The organism is Pseudomonas sp. NPDC089422, assembly GCF_044749405.1.
Taxonomy (GTDB): domain Bacteria; phylum Pseudomonadota; class Gammaproteobacteria; order Pseudomonadales; family Pseudomonadaceae; genus Aquipseudomonas.
This window is the reverse complement of record NZ_JBIVHW010000016.1, coordinates 11,246-28,918: the sequence shown is the minus strand read 5'-3', so window position 1 is coordinate 28,918 and position 17,673 is coordinate 11,246. Positions and strand designations below refer to the sequence as shown.

16 protein-coding genes are annotated in these 17,673 nt (G+C 64.4%); 6 read left to right on the top strand and 10 right to left on the bottom strand.

Annotated features, from left to right (window positions below; translation table 11 throughout):
- The first annotated feature begins 75 nt into the window (after positions 1-75).
- Positions 76-984 carry a LysR family transcriptional regulator gene (locus tag ACIPZ8_RS24885; RefSeq protein ID WP_400728927.1) on the top strand — a complete coding sequence of 303 codons (909 nt, stop codon included), beginning with the start codon at positions 76-78 and terminating at the stop codon, positions 982-984.
- Here the strand turns inward: ACIPZ8_RS24885 and ACIPZ8_RS24880 are convergent, their stop codons facing one another.
- Positions 985-1,491 (bottom strand): DMT family transporter, encoded by a 507-nt coding sequence (locus tag ACIPZ8_RS24880; protein ID WP_400728924.1) that lies wholly within the window; start codon positions 1,489-1,491, stop codon positions 985-987.
- A 141-nt stretch (positions 1,492-1,632) separates the two neighbouring features.
- A complete protein-coding gene (locus ACIPZ8_RS24875) occupies positions 1,633-2,211 on the bottom strand; it encodes a hypothetical protein (protein WP_400728921.1) in 579 nt (192 codons plus the stop codon).
- A gap of 238 nt (positions 2,212-2,449) precedes the next feature.
- Between ACIPZ8_RS24875 and ACIPZ8_RS24870 the strand changes: the two genes are divergently transcribed.
- Positions 2,450-2,749, top strand: coding sequence for a hypothetical protein (locus ACIPZ8_RS24870; protein WP_400728919.1), 300 nt, complete (start codon positions 2,450-2,452; stop codon positions 2,747-2,749).
- Positions 2,750-2,761: 12 nt separating this feature from the next.
- On the opposite strand, the gene ACIPZ8_RS24865 is transcribed toward ACIPZ8_RS24870, so the two are convergent.
- Together ACIPZ8_RS24865 and ACIPZ8_RS24860 are read right to left on the bottom strand one after the other, a co-directional pair.
- Positions 2,762-3,574, bottom strand: a complete 813-nt coding sequence (locus tag ACIPZ8_RS24865) for a class I SAM-dependent methyltransferase (RefSeq protein WP_400728917.1) — start codon at positions 3,572-3,574, stop codon at positions 2,762-2,764.
- 188 nt (positions 3,575-3,762) lie between these two features.
- Positions 3,763-5,949 (bottom strand): OsmC domain/YcaO domain-containing protein, encoded by a 2,187-nt coding sequence (locus ACIPZ8_RS24860; protein ID WP_400728914.1) that lies wholly within the window; start codon positions 5,947-5,949, stop codon positions 3,763-3,765.
- Positions 5,950-6,206: 257 nt separating this feature from the next.
- Here ACIPZ8_RS24860 and ACIPZ8_RS24855 point away from each other — a divergent pair, with 257 nt between their 5' ends.
- Genes ACIPZ8_RS24855 through ACIPZ8_RS24840 form a run of 4 tightly spaced genes read left to right on the top strand, consistent with a single transcriptional unit; the run spans position 6,207 to position 11,303 of the window.
- Complete coding sequence (locus tag ACIPZ8_RS24855; protein WP_400728911.1) at positions 6,207-6,662, top strand: (2Fe-2S)-binding protein; 456 nt, start codon at positions 6,207-6,209, stop codon at positions 6,660-6,662.
- Positions 6,662-8,911 (top strand): molybdopterin cofactor-binding domain-containing protein, encoded by a 2,250-nt coding sequence (locus ACIPZ8_RS24850; protein ID WP_400728908.1) that lies wholly within the window; start codon positions 6,662-6,664, stop codon positions 8,909-8,911. The genes ACIPZ8_RS24855 and ACIPZ8_RS24850 overlap by 1 nt, the downstream gene beginning before the upstream one ends.
- Before the next feature lie 18 nt (positions 8,912-8,929).
- Entirely contained in the window at positions 8,930-10,276 is a 1,347-nt protein-coding gene (locus tag ACIPZ8_RS24845; protein WP_400728906.1) for a c-type cytochrome, read from the top strand.
- 13 nt (positions 10,277-10,289) lie between these two features.
- Positions 10,290-11,303, top strand: coding sequence for an XdhC family protein (locus tag ACIPZ8_RS24840; protein WP_400728903.1), 1,014 nt, complete (start codon positions 10,290-10,292; stop codon positions 11,301-11,303).
- Between the two features lie 16 nt (positions 11,304-11,319).
- Here ACIPZ8_RS24840 and ACIPZ8_RS24835 read toward each other — a convergent pair whose 3' ends face one another.
- From ACIPZ8_RS24835 to ACIPZ8_RS24810, 6 genes are read right to left on the bottom strand one after another with little or no spacing between them, the layout of a single operon-like run.
- On the bottom strand, positions 11,320-12,135 hold the full coding sequence (locus ACIPZ8_RS24835; RefSeq protein WP_400728900.1) for a substrate-binding periplasmic protein: 816 nt from the start codon (positions 12,133-12,135) through the stop codon (positions 11,320-11,322).
- A gap of 30 nt (positions 12,136-12,165) precedes the next feature.
- Positions 12,166-14,040 carry a diguanylate cyclase domain-containing protein gene (locus tag ACIPZ8_RS24830; RefSeq protein WP_400728897.1) on the bottom strand — a complete coding sequence of 625 codons (1,875 nt, stop codon included), beginning with the start codon at positions 14,038-14,040 and terminating at the stop codon, positions 12,166-12,168.
- 30 nt (positions 14,041-14,070) lie between these two features.
- Entirely contained in the window at positions 14,071-14,607 is a 537-nt protein-coding gene (locus tag ACIPZ8_RS24825; RefSeq protein WP_400728894.1) for a membrane integrity-associated transporter subunit PqiC, read from the bottom strand.
- A gap of 28 nt (positions 14,608-14,635) precedes the next feature.
- On the bottom strand, positions 14,636-16,276 hold the full coding sequence (locus tag ACIPZ8_RS24820; RefSeq protein WP_400728891.1) for an intermembrane transport protein PqiB: 1,641 nt from the start codon (positions 16,274-16,276) through the stop codon (positions 14,636-14,638).
- On the bottom strand, positions 16,260-16,901 hold the full coding sequence (locus tag ACIPZ8_RS24815) for a paraquat-inducible protein A (RefSeq protein WP_400728888.1): 642 nt from the start codon (positions 16,899-16,901) through the stop codon (positions 16,260-16,262). Before ACIPZ8_RS24815 ends, ACIPZ8_RS24820 begins: the two co-directional genes overlap by 17 nt.
- A complete protein-coding gene (locus tag ACIPZ8_RS24810; RefSeq protein ID WP_400728885.1) occupies positions 16,898-17,494 on the bottom strand; it encodes a paraquat-inducible protein A in 597 nt (198 codons plus the stop codon). The genes ACIPZ8_RS24815 and ACIPZ8_RS24810 overlap by 4 nt, the downstream gene beginning before the upstream one ends.
- Between the last annotated feature and the right edge of the window lie 179 nt (positions 17,495-17,673).

Here is a 17,673-nt window from a genome sequence, read left to right as displayed (position 1 = left end):
GGCTTACCCGCGAAGGGGTCGGTTCATCTGTTAGGCTGATAATCACCTGTCAAAGCCACCAGAAGCATTCGCCCCATGGATGAACTGCGCAAGATCGACCTCAACCTGCTGCTCACCCTGCATGCCCTGCTCAGCGAAAAGCACGTGACCCGCGCCGCCCTGCGCCTGCACCGCAGCCAACCCGCCGTCAGTCATGCCCTGGCGCAGCTACGTGCACACTTCGACGACCCGTTGCTGATCCGTCAGCACGGCCAGATGGCCCTGACCGCCCGCGCACAGTCCCTGGCCAAACCGCTGCAGGATGCCCTCGGCAGCCTCAACGGCCTGCTGGCGACGCCACAGTTCGACCCCGCCCGTGCCCGACGCCGCTTCAGGCTGTCGTTGTCCGACTATTCCTCGCGCATCATCTTGCCGCCGCTGGTTCGCCACCTGCGCCAGGTCGCCCCTGGCGTCGATCTGGCGATCAGCCAGGCCAGCCGCGAAACCATGCTCGCGCAGTTGCTCGATGGCGAACTCGACCTGGCCCTGGGTATCTTCCCGGAACTGCCGGCCGACATCACCGCCCAGACCTTGTTCGAAGACCGCTTCATCAGCGTCGCCGATCGCCAGGTCCTGCCAGCCAAGGGCGGGCTTGCCCTGGATGATTGGCTGGCGCGCCCGCATGTGCTCATGGCCATGCACCCGGATGCGCACGATGAGATCGAGCGGGCCTTGGCTGAACAAGGTCTGCGCCGGCACATCGCGCTGGCGCTACCCCATTGGAGCGCAGCGGTCGAACTGCTCACGGGCACCGACCTGATCCTCACAGTGGCCCGCAGAGCGGTAGGCCCGATGCGCCAGCACCCGTCACTGCGCCAGTTCACGCCGCCACTGCCGATCCCTGCCCTCGCCTATCAACAAGCCTGGCATGGGCGAAAGGACAGCGACCCCGGCCATCGCTGGCTGCGTGAAGCGGTCTGGGCGTGCAGCCAGTCCGGGCATTGATCAGCGTTCGATCACGGCCTGGCCGGACGACGGGGTCGAGGTCCAGCCGCCCTGCACCAGCAACACACCACCGAGGATCAGCAGTACGCCGGCAACCCTGGCCAGGTTCACCGGCTTGCTGGCAACGCCCATCAGCCCCAAGTGATCGACGATCACCGAGGTCAGGATCTGCCCTGCCACCACCAGCACCAGGAAACCCGCCGTGCCCAGCTTGGGTGTCAATGCGGCAGCGCCAGCCACGTAGAGGGCACCCAGCACGCCACCGATCCATAGCCACCACGGGCCTTGCAACGCTTTGCTCAGGTCAGGCATGGGCACCCGCAAGATCAGCAACGCCGTGATTATCACCACCGAACTGATCGTCAACGAGGTGAAGGCGCCCCACAACCAGTGCCCCAGGGCACGGCCGACGGCAGCGTTGCTGGCAGCCTGATAAGGCAGCACAAAGCCTGCAAGCAGGGCCATCATCACTGGAAGGAATGCAAGCAGCAGGGTCTTGTAGGACATGATGGTTCTCATCTGAAGTCAGGATGAGACCATGATCGATAAATCGGCGATGCTTATGGAAATCGAAAAGGTGCACGTGCTGTATTCGTCACACGCATACAGCCAGATGCGGGCCTGCCGAAGCCTGCCCGCCGCCCGACCTCAGCGCCAGGTATCGACCCGCAGCACTTCGGTGTAGATTGCATCGACGGTCTGGCCGACCTTGAGGTTCTTCATGCGTTTCTGCAGGTCCGGGTTCTCGACCTTGACCACCTGCAGCTTGCCTTCCGGCGGCAACAGGGTCACTTCATGTGTCTTCAGGTCGATCTTCTTGATCTGCGAGGTTACTCGAACCTGGCGAAACGCTTCGCCGCCCGGGTTGGGATTGTCCTTGGTGGCACGAATGGTGCCGGATTCCTCGCTCGCTTTGGGTGCGCCGCCCACATTGCTGTTGAGCACGTAGGCGATTGCCCGGGTGACATAGATGTCAACGTTGTCACCGACCTTCAGGTTGGGCAGCGCCTTGGCCTTTTCTGTCAGTTGCAGGGTGACATCCTTGTCGTTCGGCCCTTTGACCGTGACTTGGCGGTTGGCCAGGTCGATGGCAGTAACCTGGGTTTTGACGTGGCTTTCCAACGCCTGGCTGCCAATCGGAATCTCGGCAGCCTGCACCGTGAAGGTGGCAGCGGACATCAGCGTGGCGAGGGCAACAGCGCGAGCGAGCGTGCAAATAGGTTTCATAGGCCTGCTTCCATGTGTTCGAGACCGGGTTTGTGCGTGAAATGTTTACGCGCAAACAAGCATAGTCATTGCCCGCCACTCTGCGCCATTGGGCAGCACCTGGCTCTGGCGCGGGATCCTCAGGTCAGTGGCAATGGCCGTTGCGCTCAAGAAGGGGTCACCTTGACGTTCGGATAGTTCACCGCTTGGCTTGATAGAAATATCCTGAAAGACTCTGCACGTCAGAACGAGGGATAACATGAGCATTTGCAGAACACGACCTTACGCGTACTGGACTGCGCATGCCTTGCTGGCCATCAGCCTGGCACTCAATGCCGGCTGTTCGAGCAAAAACGGCAAGGCCCGCTACTACGCCGCCGCCCCGAGCTCCAACTGTTTCGCCAAGGCGCTGCCGAGCACCGGCGAAGGCGGCCTGGCCTGGGGCAACACACTGGGCATTGCCAAGCAGAAGTCGCTGAACAACTGCATCCGCTATGCCGGCCGCTCAGGCGGCACGCCAGACACCTGCCAGGTGGTGCTGGCCAAGTGCAAGAACTAGCCGCAGCGTCGTTCAGCGACGGGTGATGACCACCTCCAGGTACTCGCTGGGTACAACCAGTGAGTCCCCACCGCCGATGTTGCTCTCATCCAGCAACTGTGTGAGTTCTCGCTCCAGCGCGCTGGCCGCTTCCGGGTCGAGCGAGGCGAACGCCTTGTGCACCGGTCCATACCAGGTACGGAACACTTCGATGAAATGCGCAGCCGAGCGATAGCGAAAGTTAAAGTACTGCGGGTTGACGTCAAGCATCCCGACCGCCCCTTCGAACAGGGCCCGCAAAGCCGCCTCATCGCCCCAGCGCGATGGCGGCAGGGCGCCGGGAGGCGGTGGCACATGCCGGCCGAGGGTCTTGAACATCTGCCCGACGAAACCCTGTGGCGTCCAGTTGGCCAGGCCGATACGCCCACCCGGACGGCAGACGCGGGCCATCTCCCGCGCAGCCTGCGGCTGGTCAGGGGCGAACATCACGCCAAAGGTCGACAGCACCACATCGAAGATACCGTCCTTGTAGGGCAGCGCCTCCGCATCGGCGACTTCGAAATCGACCTTGAAGTGCTCCGCACGGGCACGCTCTTCACCGCGCTTGAGCAGTTCGGCCACGTAGTCGGTGGACGTGACCCGGCAGCCGCGCCGGGCGGCGGCCAGGGTGGCGTTGCCATTGCCGGCCGCGACATCCAGCACCTGCTCGTCCCAGCGCAAATCGCAGGCTTCGGCCAGGCGTTCACCGACCAGTTGCAGGGTAGTGCCGATCACCGCGTAGTCGCCGCTGGCCCATGCCGCTTGCTGGCGGGCCTTCAGTGCATTGGTATCCAGAGGAGTGCTCATGGTCTGCGCCTTCTGGTTGTGCGCGGCCGAGGTCCTTCTGGCGGTCTACGCGCCATGGAATGGAATAGGTTTGAGCGGAATTCAGCTAAGCGCTGATGGGATGATGCGGCAAGGGCGATGTAATACGGATTAGCGATTGATGCATGAACTTTTGGCTATTTGGGGGCGCTTTGCGCCCCCAAAATGGATCAGGCAAACCTGGCCCGCGCAGCATGCAGCTTCTTGTAGCTCTCGATCAGGCGCAGGTGGCGGTCCAGCCCTTCGAGCTTCATGCTGGTCGGGGTCAGCCCATGGAAGCGCACGCTGCCGTCGACCGAGCCCAGCACGGCGTCCATCCGCGGGTTGCCGAACATGCGGCGGAAGTTGGCCTCGTAGTCGGCCATTTCCAGCTCTTCATCCAGCTGCACTTCCAGCACCACGTTCAGCGCCTGGTAGAACAGGCCGCGCTCGACCGTGTTGTCGTTGAACTGCAGGAACGCCTCGACCAGTTCCTTGGCATCCTCAAAGCGCTTGAGCGCCAGGCAGATCAGCAGCTTCAGTTCAAGAATGGTCAACTGGCCCCACACCGTGTTCTCGTCGAACTCGACGCCGATCAACGTGGTGATGGTGGTGTAGTCATCCACCTCGCACTTGTCCAGGCGCCGGCGCAGCGCGCGCAGGGCGCGGTCGTCGAGGCTGTGCAGGTTGAGGATGTCGGCACGGAAGCCCAGGGCGCGGTTGGTGTTGTCCCAGATCAGGTCCTCGACCGGGTAGATCTCGGAATAACCCGGTACCAGGATGCGGCAGGCAGTGGCGCCGAGGTTGTCGTAAACCGCCATGTACACCTCTTTGCCGAGGTCTTCGAGAATGCCGAACAGGGTCGCGGCCTCCTGGATGTTGGAGTCCTCGCCATGGCCGGAGAAGTCCCACTCGACGAATTCGAAATCGGCCTTGGCACTGAAGAAGCGCCACGACACCACGCCGCTGGAATCGATGAAGTGCTCGACGAAGTTGTTCGGCTCGGTCAGCGCATGGCTTTCGAAGGTCGGTTGCGGCAGGTCGTTGAGGCCTTCGAAGCTGCGGCCCTGCAGCAGTTCGGTGAGGCTGCGCTCCAGTGCCACTTCAAAGCTCGGGTGGGCGCCGAAAGAGGCGAACACGCCGCCGGTGCGCGGGTTCATCAAGGTCACGCACATCACCGGGAACTCACCGCCCAGCGAGGCATCCTTGACCAGCACCGGGAAGCCCTGCTCTTCCAGGCCCTGGATGCCAGCAAGGATGCCCGGGTACTTGGCCAGCACGTCCTGGGGAACATCCGGCAGGGCCAGCTCGCCCTCGAGGATTTCGCGCTTGACCGCGCGTTCGAAGATTTCCGACAGGCACTGCACCTGGGCTTCGGCCAGGGTGTTGCCGGCGCTCATGCCGTTGCTGAGGAACAGGTTCTCGATCAGGTTGGACGGGAAGTACACCACCTGCTCATCGGACTGGCGCACGAACGGCAGCGAGCAGATGCCGCGTTCGGTGTTGCCCGAGTTGGTGTCGTACAGGTGCGAACCGCGCAGCTCACCGTCGGCGTTGTAGATTTCCAGGCAGTGTTCGTCGAGGATTTCTGCCGGCAGCGCGTCTTGCGGGCCTGGTTTGAACCACTGCTCGTTCGGGTAGTGCACGAACGGCGCGTTGGCGATGTCCTCACCCCAGAACTGGTCGTTGTAGAAGAAGTTGCAGTTCAGTCGCTCGATGAACTCGCCCAGCGCCGAGGCCAGCGCGGCCTCCTTGGTCGAACCCTTGCCGTTGGTGAAGCACATCGGCGACTGCGCATCGCGCACGTGCAGCGACCAGACGTTGGGCACGATGTTGCGCCACGAGGCGATCTCGATCTTCATGCCAAGGCCGGCGAGGATGCCGGACATGTTGGCGATGGTCTGCTCCAGCGGCAGGTCCTTGCCGGGGATGTAGGTGGTGGTGTCGGCCACCGGCATCAGCAGACCCTGGGCATCGGCGTCGAGGTTGTCGACTTCTTCGATGATGAACTCGGGGCCGGTCTGTACCACTTTCTTCACGGTGCAGCGGTCGATGGAGCGCAGGATGCCCTGGCGGTCCTTCTCGGAAATGTCCTCGGGCAGCTCGACCTGGATCTTGAAGATCTGGTTGTAGCGGTTCTCCGGGTCGACGATGTTGTTCTGCGACAGGCGGATATTCTCGGTGGGAATATCACGGGTCTGGCAGTACAGCTTGACGAAGTACGCCGCGCACAGGGCCGACGAGGCCAGGAAATAGTCGAACGGGCCTGGGGCCGAACCATCGCCCTTGTAGCGGATCGGCTGGTCGGCGATCACCGTGAAGTCGTCGAACTTGGCTTCAAGACGAAGGTTGTCGAGAAAATTGACCTTGATTTCCATGCGGGGATTACCGTGATTTAAGCGTGCAAAACGAAATTGGCCGGCATTATCCGGGTTTTCGGCCCGGAAGTCCTCTCCGCGTAGTCGGCGCCGGCGTGAGGTATTGTGCATTCCACCGAATTGCTTGCCTGATCCTCCGGACCTGCGCCCACCACCAGACCAGTGGTCGTACCACTGTGCTAGCGTTTCTGGATTGGGGAACAACGTATTCCCCAGCAGACCGTAAACGCCATCAACCGATGATCAGCAGGTGAGCCATGGAACTTCGTATCAACCAGAAGACCTACCAGGTCGACGCCGATGCCGACACGCCGCTGCTGTGGGTGCTGCGTGACGACCTGGGCATGACTGGCACCAAGTATGGCTGCGGCCTGGCCCAGTGCGGCGCCTGCTCGGTGCTGGTGGATGGCAACGTCGTGCGTGCCTGTGTCACCCCCGTGGCCGGCGTGGTCGGGCGCGAGGTGACCACCATCGAAGCGGTCGAGGCCGACCCGGTGGGCAAGCGCGTGGTGGCGGCCTGGGTCGAGCATCAGGTCGCACAGTGCGGCTACTGCCAGTCCGGCCAGGTAATGGCGGCTACCGCGCTGCTCAAGCACACCCCCAAGCCCAGCGATGAGCAGATCGGCGCGGCGATGGTCAACCTCTGCCGCTGCGGCACCTACAACGCCATCCATGCCGCCGTGCATGCACTCGCCCAAGGGGAGCAGGCCTGATGAACACGCCCGTCGATACCCCCGCAGCACTGCTCAGGTTACAACTGGGCGAAACCGTCAACCTGTCGCGTCGACGCTTCCTGGCCGGCACCGCGGTCGGTGCCCTGGTGCTGGGTTTCGGCCTGCCGATGGGCGCGAGCCGCGTGCAGGCAGCGGCGGCAGCCACCCCGGAACGCGGCACCCAGGTGCCGGCGTTCCTGGAAATCCGCCCGGACGGCAAGGTGCGCCTGCTCAGCCCGTTCATGGAGGGTGGCCAAGGCCCCTTCACGGCCATGGCCCAGATCGTGGGTGAAGAACTCGACGTCGACCCGGCCAACTTCCTGGTCGAAAGCGCACCGCCCGGGGAAACTTACGTGGTCATGGAAAACGGCCTGCGCATCACCGGTGGCAGCATGTCGGTGCGCATGAGCTACCCGACCATGCGTCGCCTCGGCGGCCTGGCCAGGGCCATGCTGCTGCAGGCAGCGGCCGAGCAATGGGGCGTACCGGTCGGCGAGCTGTCCACCGAGCCTGGCAAGGTCGTTCATGCTGCTTCTGGCCGCTCGCTGGCCTATGGCGAACTGGCCAGCCGGGCCATGGACCTGCCGGTGCCGGACCCGGCCAGCATCAAGCTGCGCGACCCCAGCCAGTTCCGCTGGATCGGCAAGCCGGTGCGGCGCCTGGATGCCTACGACAAATCCACCGGCAAGGCCCAGTACTGCATCGACATCAAGGTTGACGGCATGCTCCACGCCGCCGTGCAGCACGCGCCCCGCCTGGGCATGACCGTGGGCAGCCTGCGCAACGAGGAACAGGTCAAGGCCATGAAAGGCGTGCACTCGGTGCATCAGTTGCCAGGCGCAGTGGCCGTGGTCGCCGAACGCTGGTGGCACGCCAAGCGCGCAGTGGAGGCCATCCAGGTGGACTGGAAAGAGCCAGGTGCCGACAGCAAGGTGCGGCCGATGCCGGCAGACTTTTCCAGCGACGGCTGGCGCGAGCACCTGGCCACCGTTGAAGGGCCGGCCCGCGACGAGGAAAACGAAGGTGACATCGCTGGCGCCCTGGCCAATGCCAAGACCAAGGTCGAGGCCAGCTACCACAACCAGTACCTCAACCATGCCCAGCTGGAGCCGCCGTCTGCCCTCGCCCGCTTCAACCCGGACGGCACCCTGGATGTCTGGCTACCCAACCAGGCGCCGGACATGTTCCGCGACGACATCGCTAAACGCACCGGCCTGGATGCGGCCCAGATCACCTTGCACTCGCCGCTGCTCGGCGGCTTTTTCGGCCGCCACTTCCTGTACGACTCGGCCAACCCGTACCCACAGGCCATCGCCCTGGCCAAGGCTGTCGGCCGCCCGATCAAGCTGATCTGGAGCCGCGAGGAAGAGTTCCTGCGCGACGTGTTGCGCCCGGTCGCCGTGGTCAAGTTCCGCGCCGGGCTGGATGCCGACGGCCTGCCGGTGGCCATCGAAGCCGTGAGCGCCACCGAAGGCCCGACCGAAGCCCTCGCCGGCAAGCAAGGCGACAAGATCGACCCCACGGCCCTCGAAGGGCTGTCGGGCAAGTCCTACGCCATTGCCAACAAACGCATCGCCCAGATCTACGTCAAGGGCCCGGCCATGCTTGGCTACTGGCGCTCGGTGGGCAATTCGCTGAACGACTTCTTCTATGAATCGTTCCTTGACGAACTGGCCGACAAGGGCGGCAAGGACCCTTACGAACTGCGCCTGCACCTGCTGCGTGACAATCAGCGCCTGACCAACTTGCTGCACGCGGTGGCCGAGCTGTCTGGCGGCTGGAAGCGCGGGCCGTTCACCGCAGAAGACGGCAGCAAGCGCGCCCGAGGCATTGCCATGGCCTCGCCATTCGGCTCCGAGGCCGCGGCGATCGCCGAGGTGTCGATCGAAAACGGCCAGGTCAAGGTACATGACATCTGGCAGGCGATCGACCCCGGCAGCATCGTCAACCCGGCGATCATCGAGCACCAGGTCAACGGCGCGGTGGCCCTGGGCCTGTCGCAGACGCTGGTGGAGGAAGCCGTGTTCATCGACGGCAAGCCGCGTGCACGCAATTACGACCTGTACCCGATCCTGCCACCCTCGCGCATGGCCCGGGTGCATGTGCGTATTGTCGAGAGCGGGGCAAAGATGGGCGGTATCGGCGAGCCGCCGTTGCCGGCGGTGGCGCCTGCCGTGGCCAACGCGGTGGCGCAGCTCACTGGCCAGCGGGTGCGTAGCCTGCCGCTGAGCCGCCACACCTTCAGCTGACCGGACAAGGACTGCCCCATGACCCACAGCCGTTTCGCCCGAACCGCGGGCTGGCTGGCCGTGCCGTGCCTGGTCGCGGCCGGCCTGCTGGCCTGGTACGTGACCCGCGAGCCCGCCTCGCCATTCGTTGCCGCCGCAACCGAAAGCTTCGACCCCGCACAGGTCAGCCGTGGCGAGTATGTCGCCCGGCTCAGCGACTGCGTGGCCTGCCACAGCCTGCCCGACGGCAAGCCGTTTGCCGGGGGCCTGGCAATGGCCACGCCGCTGGGCACGATCCACGCCACCAACGTCACCCCCGACCGCGAAACCGGTATCGGCCACTACAGCCTGGCCGACTTCGACCGCGCCGTGCGCCATGGCGTCGCGCCGGGTGGCCGGCGGTTGTATCCGGCCATGCCCTACCCTTCGTACGCCAAGCTCAGCGACGACGATGTGAAGGCGTTGTATGCCTTCTTCATGAAAGGTATTCAGCCGGCACAACAAGCGAACATTCCCAGCGATATCCCCTGGCCGTTGAACCTGCGCTGGCCCATCGCTTTGTGGAACGGCGTGTTTGCCGCCGACACGCCTTATGCGGCCAAGCCCGGGCAGGACGCGCAGTGGAACCGCGGCGCCTATATCGTCCAGGGGCCTGGCCACTGCGGCAGCTGCCACACGCCACGGGGCCTGGCCTTCAACGAGAAGGCCCTGGATGAGGCCGGTACACCGTTCCTCGCCGGCGCCCTGCTCGATGGCTGGTACGCGCCCAGCCTGCGCAGCGACCACAACACCGGGCTCGGCCGCTGGAGCGAGGCCGAGATCGTCCAGTTCCTCAAGACCGGGCGCAACCCGCATGCCGTGGTGTATGGGTCGATGACCGAGGCGTTCAACAACTCCACGCAGTTCATGAGCGATGACGACCTGGGCGCCATCGCCCACTACCTCAAGTCGCTGCCCGGTGACCCACAGCGTGACGGTACGCCCTGGCAGTACCAGGCAGTTTCCGCGGCCACGCACCTGGACAACCCTGGCGCCCACACCTATGTCACCCGCTGCGCCAGCTGCCACGGCCTGGACGGCAAGGGCCAGGCCGAGTGGATGCCACCGCTGGCCGGTGCCACCTCGGCATTGGCCAGGGAAAACGCCTCGGCAATCAACATCACCCTCAATGGCTCGCAACGCATCGTCGCCGCTGGCGTGCCGGATGCCTACCGCATGCCGGCGTTCCGCGAGCAGCTGTCGGACCAGGAGATCGCCGCTGTGTTGAGCTTCGTGCGCAGCAGCTGGGGCAACGCCGGCGGCGCAGTGGATGCGCAGGCGGTGGGCAAGCTGCGTGGGCACACCGACCCGGCCAGCAGCAGCCCGATCATCTTGCACATGCGCTGAGGAGGCACGGCCCATGGAAAGCATCGACCTGTTGGTCTTGCGCACTGCCCGTGACTGGATACAGGCCGGCGAGCGCGTGCTGCTGGCCACCGTCGCCCGTACCTGGGGCTCGTCGCCACGGCCCGTGGGTTCGATGATGGCCCTGCGCGGCGATGGCCGGGTGGTCGGCAGCGTCTCGGGCGGCTGCATCGAGGACGATCTCATCCACCGCTACACCACGGCCTACCAGGGCGACGGCATGCCAACGGGCCTGCCGCAGGTGGTGCGCTACGGCGTCAGCGCCGATGAAGCGCAGCGCTTCGGCCTGCCCTGCGGCGGCACCCTTGAGCTGATCCTCGAATTCGACCCGGCGCTGGCAAGCCTGGAGCGACTGCTGCCACTGCTGGACAGCGGCAACCTGGTGCGCCGTGAGCTGGACCTGCAGTCCGGCCTGGTTCAACTGACCACCACCGGCGCTCCGGAGCAGTTCGGTTTCGATGGCCGGCGCATGCTCAATACCCTGGGGCCCGGTTATCGTATGTTGCTGATCGGTGCCGGGGTGCTGGCCGAGTACCTGGCGACCATGGCCTTGTTCAATGGTTTCAAGGTGGCGGTCTGCGACCCGCGCCCGGAATACATGGATGGCTGGAACGTGGCTGGCGTAGAGAAAATCGTCGGCATGCCGGATGACGTGGTGCGCGCGTTCGCCCCGGACCTGCGCAGCTGTATTGTCGGCCTCAGCCACGACCCCAAGCTGGACGACCTGGCCCTGCTCGAAGCCTTGCACAGCCCGGCGTTCTACATTGGCGTGATCGGTTCGCGGCGCAATAACCAGTCGCGCCGGGAACGCCTGATCGAGCATTTCGGCGAAAGCGAGACCTCGTTGCAGCGCCTGCACGGGCCGATTGGCATCTTTATCGGCAGCAAGACCCCGGCGGAGATTGCCGTCAGCGTCATGGCCGAGATCCTGGCGACCAAGAACGGCGTCGCCTTGCCCGGTGCAGTCAAGGTCAGCGAGGCCAAGCGGGCGCTGGAGGTTGAGGGGTAGGCTGGCGCTGCACCGCTCAAGGCTGCCCTCCCGCCTGCTGCTGCCGCCACAACTCCAGATTCTTCTCGACCAGCTGCTCGGGCACCGGCCCAGCAACCAGCTCTTTCATTTTTTGCGCCAGCCGCTCGCGCAGCTCGGGTCGGTTGCACTTCGATTTATGCGACAGCGCCAGGTACAACCCTTCGCTGGCCACCGGAGGGTCGAGCACCTTCAATTGCCCCTCCCACCCCTGTGTACGCACAAGCGCCATGCCGGGATACTGCTCGTAGATCAGGTAGTCATTGCGCTTGAGCAGCAGTTTCTCGAACGCCTGCCTGGCGCTGGGCACCGCTTCGAGCCGGAGGTTGGCCCTGGCGTAGTCGTCGAACTGCTGGCCATGGCTGTTGCTGACCAGCGTCCCGCCGTTGTGGCCCTTGAGGTCCGGCCAGTCGCGGTAGGGAAATCCGCCATCCTGGCGAACCCAGACCACGCTGCGCACATGCAGGAACGCCGGGCTGACGAAGTCCATCTGCTGCTGACGCTCGCGGGTCAGGAAGTACCCTGCCATCAGGTCGATACGCCCGCTGCGTACTTCCTCCTGTGCCCTTGACCAGGGCCCGCCGTACACCACCTTCACTTCCAGCCCAAGCGCCTTGCCCACTTCATCGAGCAGGTCGGCATTGGCCCCGATCAGCTGCTCAGGGTTATTCGGGTCACGCCAGAGATACGGGGGGTACTCCGGGTTGCCGGTAGCGGTGAGCTGGCCGCACAACGCCTCTGCCAGCGCCAGTTCGGGCAGCAGGAACATGAAAAGCGACAGCAGCAAAGACTGGCAACGACAGCGTTCGATCATCTATACCCCCTCGTGCGCGCCAGGCGGCACTTAGCCGCCGGGTTGAAACACGCAGACCCGCCCGCGCTGGCGCTTGGCTTGGTACATCGCCTGATCGGCGGCCTTGACCAGTGCATCCAATTCGCTGGCATGGGCAGGCGCGAGGGCAAGGCCGATGCTTGGGGTGACGAAGTCGATGCTCAGCCCCCTGACACTGACCGGCGCGCCCAGCACCATGAGCAAGCGCTGGGCCAGCGCATTGGCTGCCTGGAACTCGGTCTTCGGGACGATCACCGTGAACTCGTCGCCCCCCAGCCGATAGGCCTTGCCCGGCTGTCGCAGCGCATTGCCCAGGCGCTCGGCCATGCACACCAGCAAGGCATCGCCGATATCGTGGCCAAAGCGGTCATTGACCTGCTTGAAGTGGTCGAGATCGAGAAAGATCAATGCCAGCGGCAGGCCACCGCCCTGCAGGTGCCGGGCAAGGTCCTCATGGAACGCCTTGCGATTGCCCAGCCCGGTCAAGGCATCCCGATAGGCCAGGTCGAACAGTTGCTGTTGATGCAGCACATGCTCGCTGACGTCGTGCAGGATGCCGCGATAGCCGATCAGACGCCCCCCTGCGTTGTGCCGCCTGGATATCTGCGTTTCAAAGTGGCCGATGCTGCCGTCGGCGCGCCGCAGTCGAGCCGAGAGCGGGGCCCCGGGTTCGGTTTCGGCGATTGCCGGCTCCGTTGCCGCGCTGGCCTCATGGTCTTCCTGCAGCGAAGCGACGGTTCGGCCGATCACCTGAGCCGCCGGGTAACCGAGCAGCCTGCAGAACGCCGGGTTGACCGACTCGATCCGGGCCAGCTCGTCGAGTTCGAAATAGCCGTCTTCCATGGCGTCGAGAATCGCCCGATCGCGCGCTTCGCTTTGCTCCAGGCGGTCCAGCGCTCGGTTCGCTTCACGCGCCAGCTTGCCCAGCTCATCGCGCCCGTCGTCGGTCAGGCGCCGCCCTGCCGCAGCCGGGCCAATGGCCAGAAGCTCCTGATGCAAGCGGGCAATGCGGCGCAGCAGGGTGACGTCCAGCGCGAGGTAGATCAGCAACCAGGCCAGGCCAATGAGCCCTCCCGTCACGCCGAGGAACACATTGAGTTGCTGCTCGCCCTCCAGGTACAGATGACGCTCGCGGGTCAGTTGCAGGCGCAGCTGCGGCTCGCCAAGACTGTCCTGGAACAGCAGGTCGATGCTCTGATGGCGGGCATCGACCACCTCGCGATTGCCGATGCTCATGAGTTCGGCCTGCAGCACCGGCCGTTGCTGATCGGTGGCCGACGGCAGCCAGGTGAGCTCACCACCCAATTGTTGTTGCAGCATGGCGATGCGCTTGCTATCCAGGAACGTTCCCGCCAGCAGTACACCGCTGGCCCTGTCGCCGCTGCGCGCAGTATCCACGGCAACCAGAATCAGCGGCACCCTGAGTACGGCCAGCAACTGCGCAGGCGGCGCCACATCCTGAGGCTGCAGCAGGCGCGCCAACTGCTGGGCGACGCCGTCATGCAGCGCCTTCAGGTTCAGCGGTGGTGCACCGGCCGGGCGCTCCAGCGCCGCCAGGTCCAGTGGCCGCCAGCTCACCCGCTGCTCACCATTGGCGAAGTAAAGGATGAAATCGAAGCCACTGCGGCCCAGCGTGGCGGCATCGAGCGGAAACGCCGACGGCACCGCCCCCGGAATCGCCTGCGCCCATTGTCGCAGGCGATTGGCGTCACGCTCGAAGCTGTTGCCCAGCAACGCGCGCAGGCGCTCGGCCTCGGCCACCAGTAGCCGCTCGTCCTGCTTGTCCAGCCGCGCCAGCAGCATGCCCTGGGCCGCGAAATAAACGAGCATCAACACCAGCAGCAGCGGCGGTACGAACAGCCAGAGCAATCTTGTGCGTAACTTCATGCGGGCTCCCCATACCCTTGTTCACCCGCATCATGAGGTTGGGCAGGACCTGCCTGGCGCTGCCGTTGCCCGCACGGCCTCGGCCAGCTTGCGCAGGTTGGCCTGATGGGCGTTGACCAGGTTGTTGATGCTGTTGTCGGTGGCGGTCTGGACCGACGTCCGGCAGGTGATTTCGGGCTCGCCTGGCCGTTTCAGGCGCCATTGTGTATCGAGCGAGGCGTATTGGCCGGGCACGCTGTCGAAGCGCTGCACGTCGACCCTCAACACACTGCTGGCGCCAGACACCGGGCCGCGCAGCATGTCCTGCAGGGCACTGCGGAACTCATCCACCAAGTTGGCGCCCCACCACTCCGTTTCCAGAATGGCCAGGCCGCTGCTGCCCTGGCGCACCACCAGTTGCGGGCGGTCCACTTGTGGCGGCAGGCTGACCCGGCTCACCTGCACGTGCTGGCTTGCACCTGGCACCGGCTGGGCCGGGACCAGGGTGTGGTAGTTGTTCGGGGTACTGCTGCAGCCGCTCAGCCAGATCAGCAGGCTGGCCCCACACAGGTTGCGCACTCGATGCATCAGCTGACACTCCTTTGGCCTTTCACGTTCACGGTCTCAAGTCTTGCGCCCCAGCCGCCTTCGGCCGGCCTTGAATCAGCGATTCGGGGTGGCGCCCCAGGTAGTCGGTCAGGTCGCGCAGCGAACGCGACATACGTTCCAGCTCGTCCAGTGTTTCACCCAGCCGTTCACGCTCCGGCGAATTGTCGGCAATGGTCGCGTTGGCCGTCTTCAAGGTCTTTTGCAGGTCGTCGAGGGTAGCTTTTACCCCAGGCAGAGTCTGGCCGTTGAATGTCTTGAGGTTGGCACGCAGGTCACGCAGGGTGCCATCGAGGTTGCTGGCAATGCTTTCCAGTGGCAACTTGCCGATGCGCTCGACGAAATGCTGCAGTTGCTCCTGCAGCATCTCCAGGTTGCCAGGCAAGGTCGGAATCGTGATCGGCTCGGCCGCCATGTCGAACGTGACCTTGGGGGCGTCCGGGTAGAAGTCCAGGGATATGAACATCTGCCCGGTGATCAGGTTGCCGCTGCGCGCCTGCGCCCGCAGGCCATGCTCGACGAAGGTGCCGATCAGGTGCCGGGCGCCATTGAGGTCACCCTCGGTGTGCTTGAACACCGCCAACATCTTCTGATGCACCGGGCCGAGACGTTGCGGGTAGATCACTGCATCTACCACCACCGGGAATATCTGTTTGACCGGGTCGTAATCCAGGTTGATCGAAGTGACACGGCCAAACTCCACGCCCTTGAACTCTACCGGCGCGCCTACCGACAGCCCGCGCATGGACTGGTCGAAGCGCAACTGCAGGTACTGCCCCTTGCCGTGAGGCGGTGCCAGTGCCGCTTCACGATCGGCAAACAGCTGGAAGAGCGCCTGGTCATCGGCAGCCTGAGCGTCCGGGGCAAAGTCAGGGGAACCGAACGCCAGTCCACCGACCAGAATGGACGACAGTGACTCGGTATTGACCGTCAGGCCATTGGCGCCGATCTGCATGTCGACACCACTGGCGTTCCAGAACCGGGTATCGCGGGTGACGAAGGCGTCGTAGGGCGACTGCACGAATATGCCGATGTCCACGCCCTTGCCATCATCCTGCAGGGCATAGGACACCACTTCGCCCACCGGGATCTTGCGGTAGTAGATGGACGCACCGATATCCAGCGAGCCCAGGTCGCTGGCGCTCAGGACAAAACGCTTGCCCTTTTCGCCATAGGTGATCGCTGGCGGAAGCTCCAGGCCAGTGAAGTTCTTTTCCGAGGCTTTTGACTCACCGGCATCGGCGCCAATGAAGCTGCCGGAGAGCAAGGTATCGACGCCGGACACCCCGCCCGCGCCGATCCGTGGGCGTACCACCCAGAAGCGCGCCCCCTCGGTGGCGAACGAGCGTGCATCATTGGCCAGCTGCACCTTGACGATGACGCTGTTGTGGTCCGCGGCAAGGTCCACGGTGGTCACTTCGCCGATCACCACGCTGCGGTACTTGACCTGCGTCTTGTGCGCCACCAGCCCTTCACCGGAGCGAAAGGAAATCGAAATCACCGGCCCCTGCTGCATCCAGTTGCGTACCACCAGCGAAGCCCCGACCAGGATCGCCAGGATCGGCACGATCCACACCAGGGAAATATTCCAGCGTCGGGTGCGTACCTCTGCCTGCCCTGCCCCATTTCGCGCATCACTCGCTTGCGCCATCAGTGCGGCCTCCATCGTTGCCAGGGTAATCCCAGATCAAGCGTGGGTCGAAGCTCATTGCCGAAAACATGGTCAGCACCACGACCATGCCGAAAAACAGGATGCCCGGGCGCGGTTCGATGGTGCCCAGGCCCCGCAGCTGCACCAGCGCCGCCACCAGTGCGACCACGATGACATCGAGCATCGACCAGTAACCGATCAGTTCCACGCCACGGTACAGTTGCGAGCGCTGCCGTTGTGCCCAGCTGGAGCGACGCTGGGCGGTGAACAACAGCAGGCCAAGGGAAAAGAACTTGATCGCCGGCACACCGATACTGGCAATGAAGATGATCAGGGCGATGTCCCAGGCGCCTGCCTCCCAGAATTCCAGCACGCCGCCAACGATGGTGCTTTCGCTGCCGTTGCCGAGCATTTCGGTGTGCATCACCGGCAGCAGGTTGGCGGGTACGTAGAACACCAGAGCGGCCAGCAGGAAGGCCCAGCCACGGCTGATGGCGTTGGCCTTGCGCCGGTGCAAGGGCGCACCGCAGCGCGGGCATGTGTGGGCCTTGCCCAGTTCGCACGCCAGCCCGCAGCCGTGGCACAGGCACAGCCCGAGATCATCGGCCAATACGGGCGTGTTCATACCTGCTCCCACAGGTCGCGAACATCGCGACCGGCAATATAGATGATCAGCATGCTCAGGGCGGCCAGCGCGATCAAGCCAATACCTGGAATGACATCGAGCAGGCCGGCCAGCTTGATGACGGCCACCAGCGCGCCGAGCAGGCAGACTTCCAGCATGCTCCAGGGGCGCAAGCCTTCCAGGCAGCGCATGCTCAGTGCAAACCCTGGCGCCCTGCGCCCGGCCAGGGCAAAGCTCAGCAACCAGCACAGCAAGGCGATTTGCAACACCGGCGCAAAGATGATCGCCAGCGCCATGACCAGGGCGATGAAGGTGATGCTGCCACTGCTGAGGATCAGCACCGAATCCCACAGGGTGGCGGAGTTGCTCAACCCTTGCATGCCGATGGTCATGACCGGATAGAGGTTGGCGAACAGCAGCAAGACACCACCCGTGATGCTCAGGGCCAGGCGTTGCTGGATGGTCAGGCCGCCATGCCGGTACAGGACACCCGCACAGCGCGGGCAGAGGGCACGTTGGTGGCGCTGCAGGGGTGCGCGCCGATACACGGCATCGCAATATTCGCAGATGATCAGGGGCTCGGTCTGGCTCATGCGCGGTTCCCGGGTGCAAGTCTGCAGGCGTGCAGTCAACCGTTGATTGACGCAGGGCCGAGCGTCGACATGAGCAAGCGTAGACGGGAATGTTGCGTCACGGAGCCTGGGAACGCACCGCGGCTCCAATGGCGCTAATAGAAGAAAGGCCGGAAAACGATGCGTTGCATCGGTCCCCG

Coding starts and splice junctions, on each gene's coding strand:
- ACIPZ8_RS24855 (WP_400728911.1), top strand. CDS start 6,207: ATGGAACTTCGTATCAACCAGAAGACCTACCAGGTCGACGCCGATGCC.
- ACIPZ8_RS24885 (WP_400728927.1), top strand. CDS start 76: ATGGATGAACTGCGCAAGATCGACCTCAACCTGCTGCTCACCCTGCAT.
- ACIPZ8_RS24875 (WP_400728921.1), bottom strand. CDS start 2,211: ATGAAACCTATTTGCACGCTCGCTCGCGCTGTTGCCCTCGCCACGCTG.
- ACIPZ8_RS24815 (WP_400728888.1), bottom strand. CDS start 16,901: ATGAACACGCCCGTATTGGCCGATGATCTCGGGCTGTGCCTGTGCCAC.
- ACIPZ8_RS24845 (WP_400728906.1), top strand. CDS start 8,930: ATGACCCACAGCCGTTTCGCCCGAACCGCGGGCTGGCTGGCCGTGCCG.
- ACIPZ8_RS24870 (WP_400728919.1), top strand. CDS start 2,450: ATGAGCATTTGCAGAACACGACCTTACGCGTACTGGACTGCGCATGCC.
- ACIPZ8_RS24835 (WP_400728900.1), bottom strand. CDS start 12,135: ATGATCGAACGCTGTCGTTGCCAGTCTTTGCTGCTGTCGCTTTTCATG.
- ACIPZ8_RS24840 (WP_400728903.1), top strand. CDS start 10,290: ATGGAAAGCATCGACCTGTTGGTCTTGCGCACTGCCCGTGACTGGATA.
- ACIPZ8_RS24830 (WP_400728897.1), bottom strand. CDS start 14,040: ATGAAGTTACGCACAAGATTGCTCTGGCTGTTCGTACCGCCGCTGCTG.
- ACIPZ8_RS24810 (WP_400728885.1), bottom strand. CDS start 17,494: ATGAGCCAGACCGAGCCCCTGATCATCTGCGAATATTGCGATGCCGTG.
- ACIPZ8_RS24865 (WP_400728917.1), bottom strand. CDS start 3,574: ATGAGCACTCCTCTGGATACCAATGCACTGAAGGCCCGCCAGCAAGCG.
- ACIPZ8_RS24820 (WP_400728891.1), bottom strand. CDS start 16,276: ATGGCGCAAGCGAGTGATGCGCGAAATGGGGCAGGGCAGGCAGAGGTA.
- ACIPZ8_RS24850 (WP_400728908.1), top strand. CDS start 6,662: ATGAACACGCCCGTCGATACCCCCGCAGCACTGCTCAGGTTACAACTG.
- ACIPZ8_RS24860 (WP_400728914.1), bottom strand. CDS start 5,949: ATGGAAATCAAGGTCAATTTTCTCGACAACCTTCGTCTTGAAGCCAAG.
- ACIPZ8_RS24825 (WP_400728894.1), bottom strand. CDS start 14,607: ATGCATCGAGTGCGCAACCTGTGTGGGGCCAGCCTGCTGATCTGGCTG.
- ACIPZ8_RS24880 (WP_400728924.1), bottom strand. CDS start 1,491: ATGTCCTACAAGACCCTGCTGCTTGCATTCCTTCCAGTGATGATGGCC.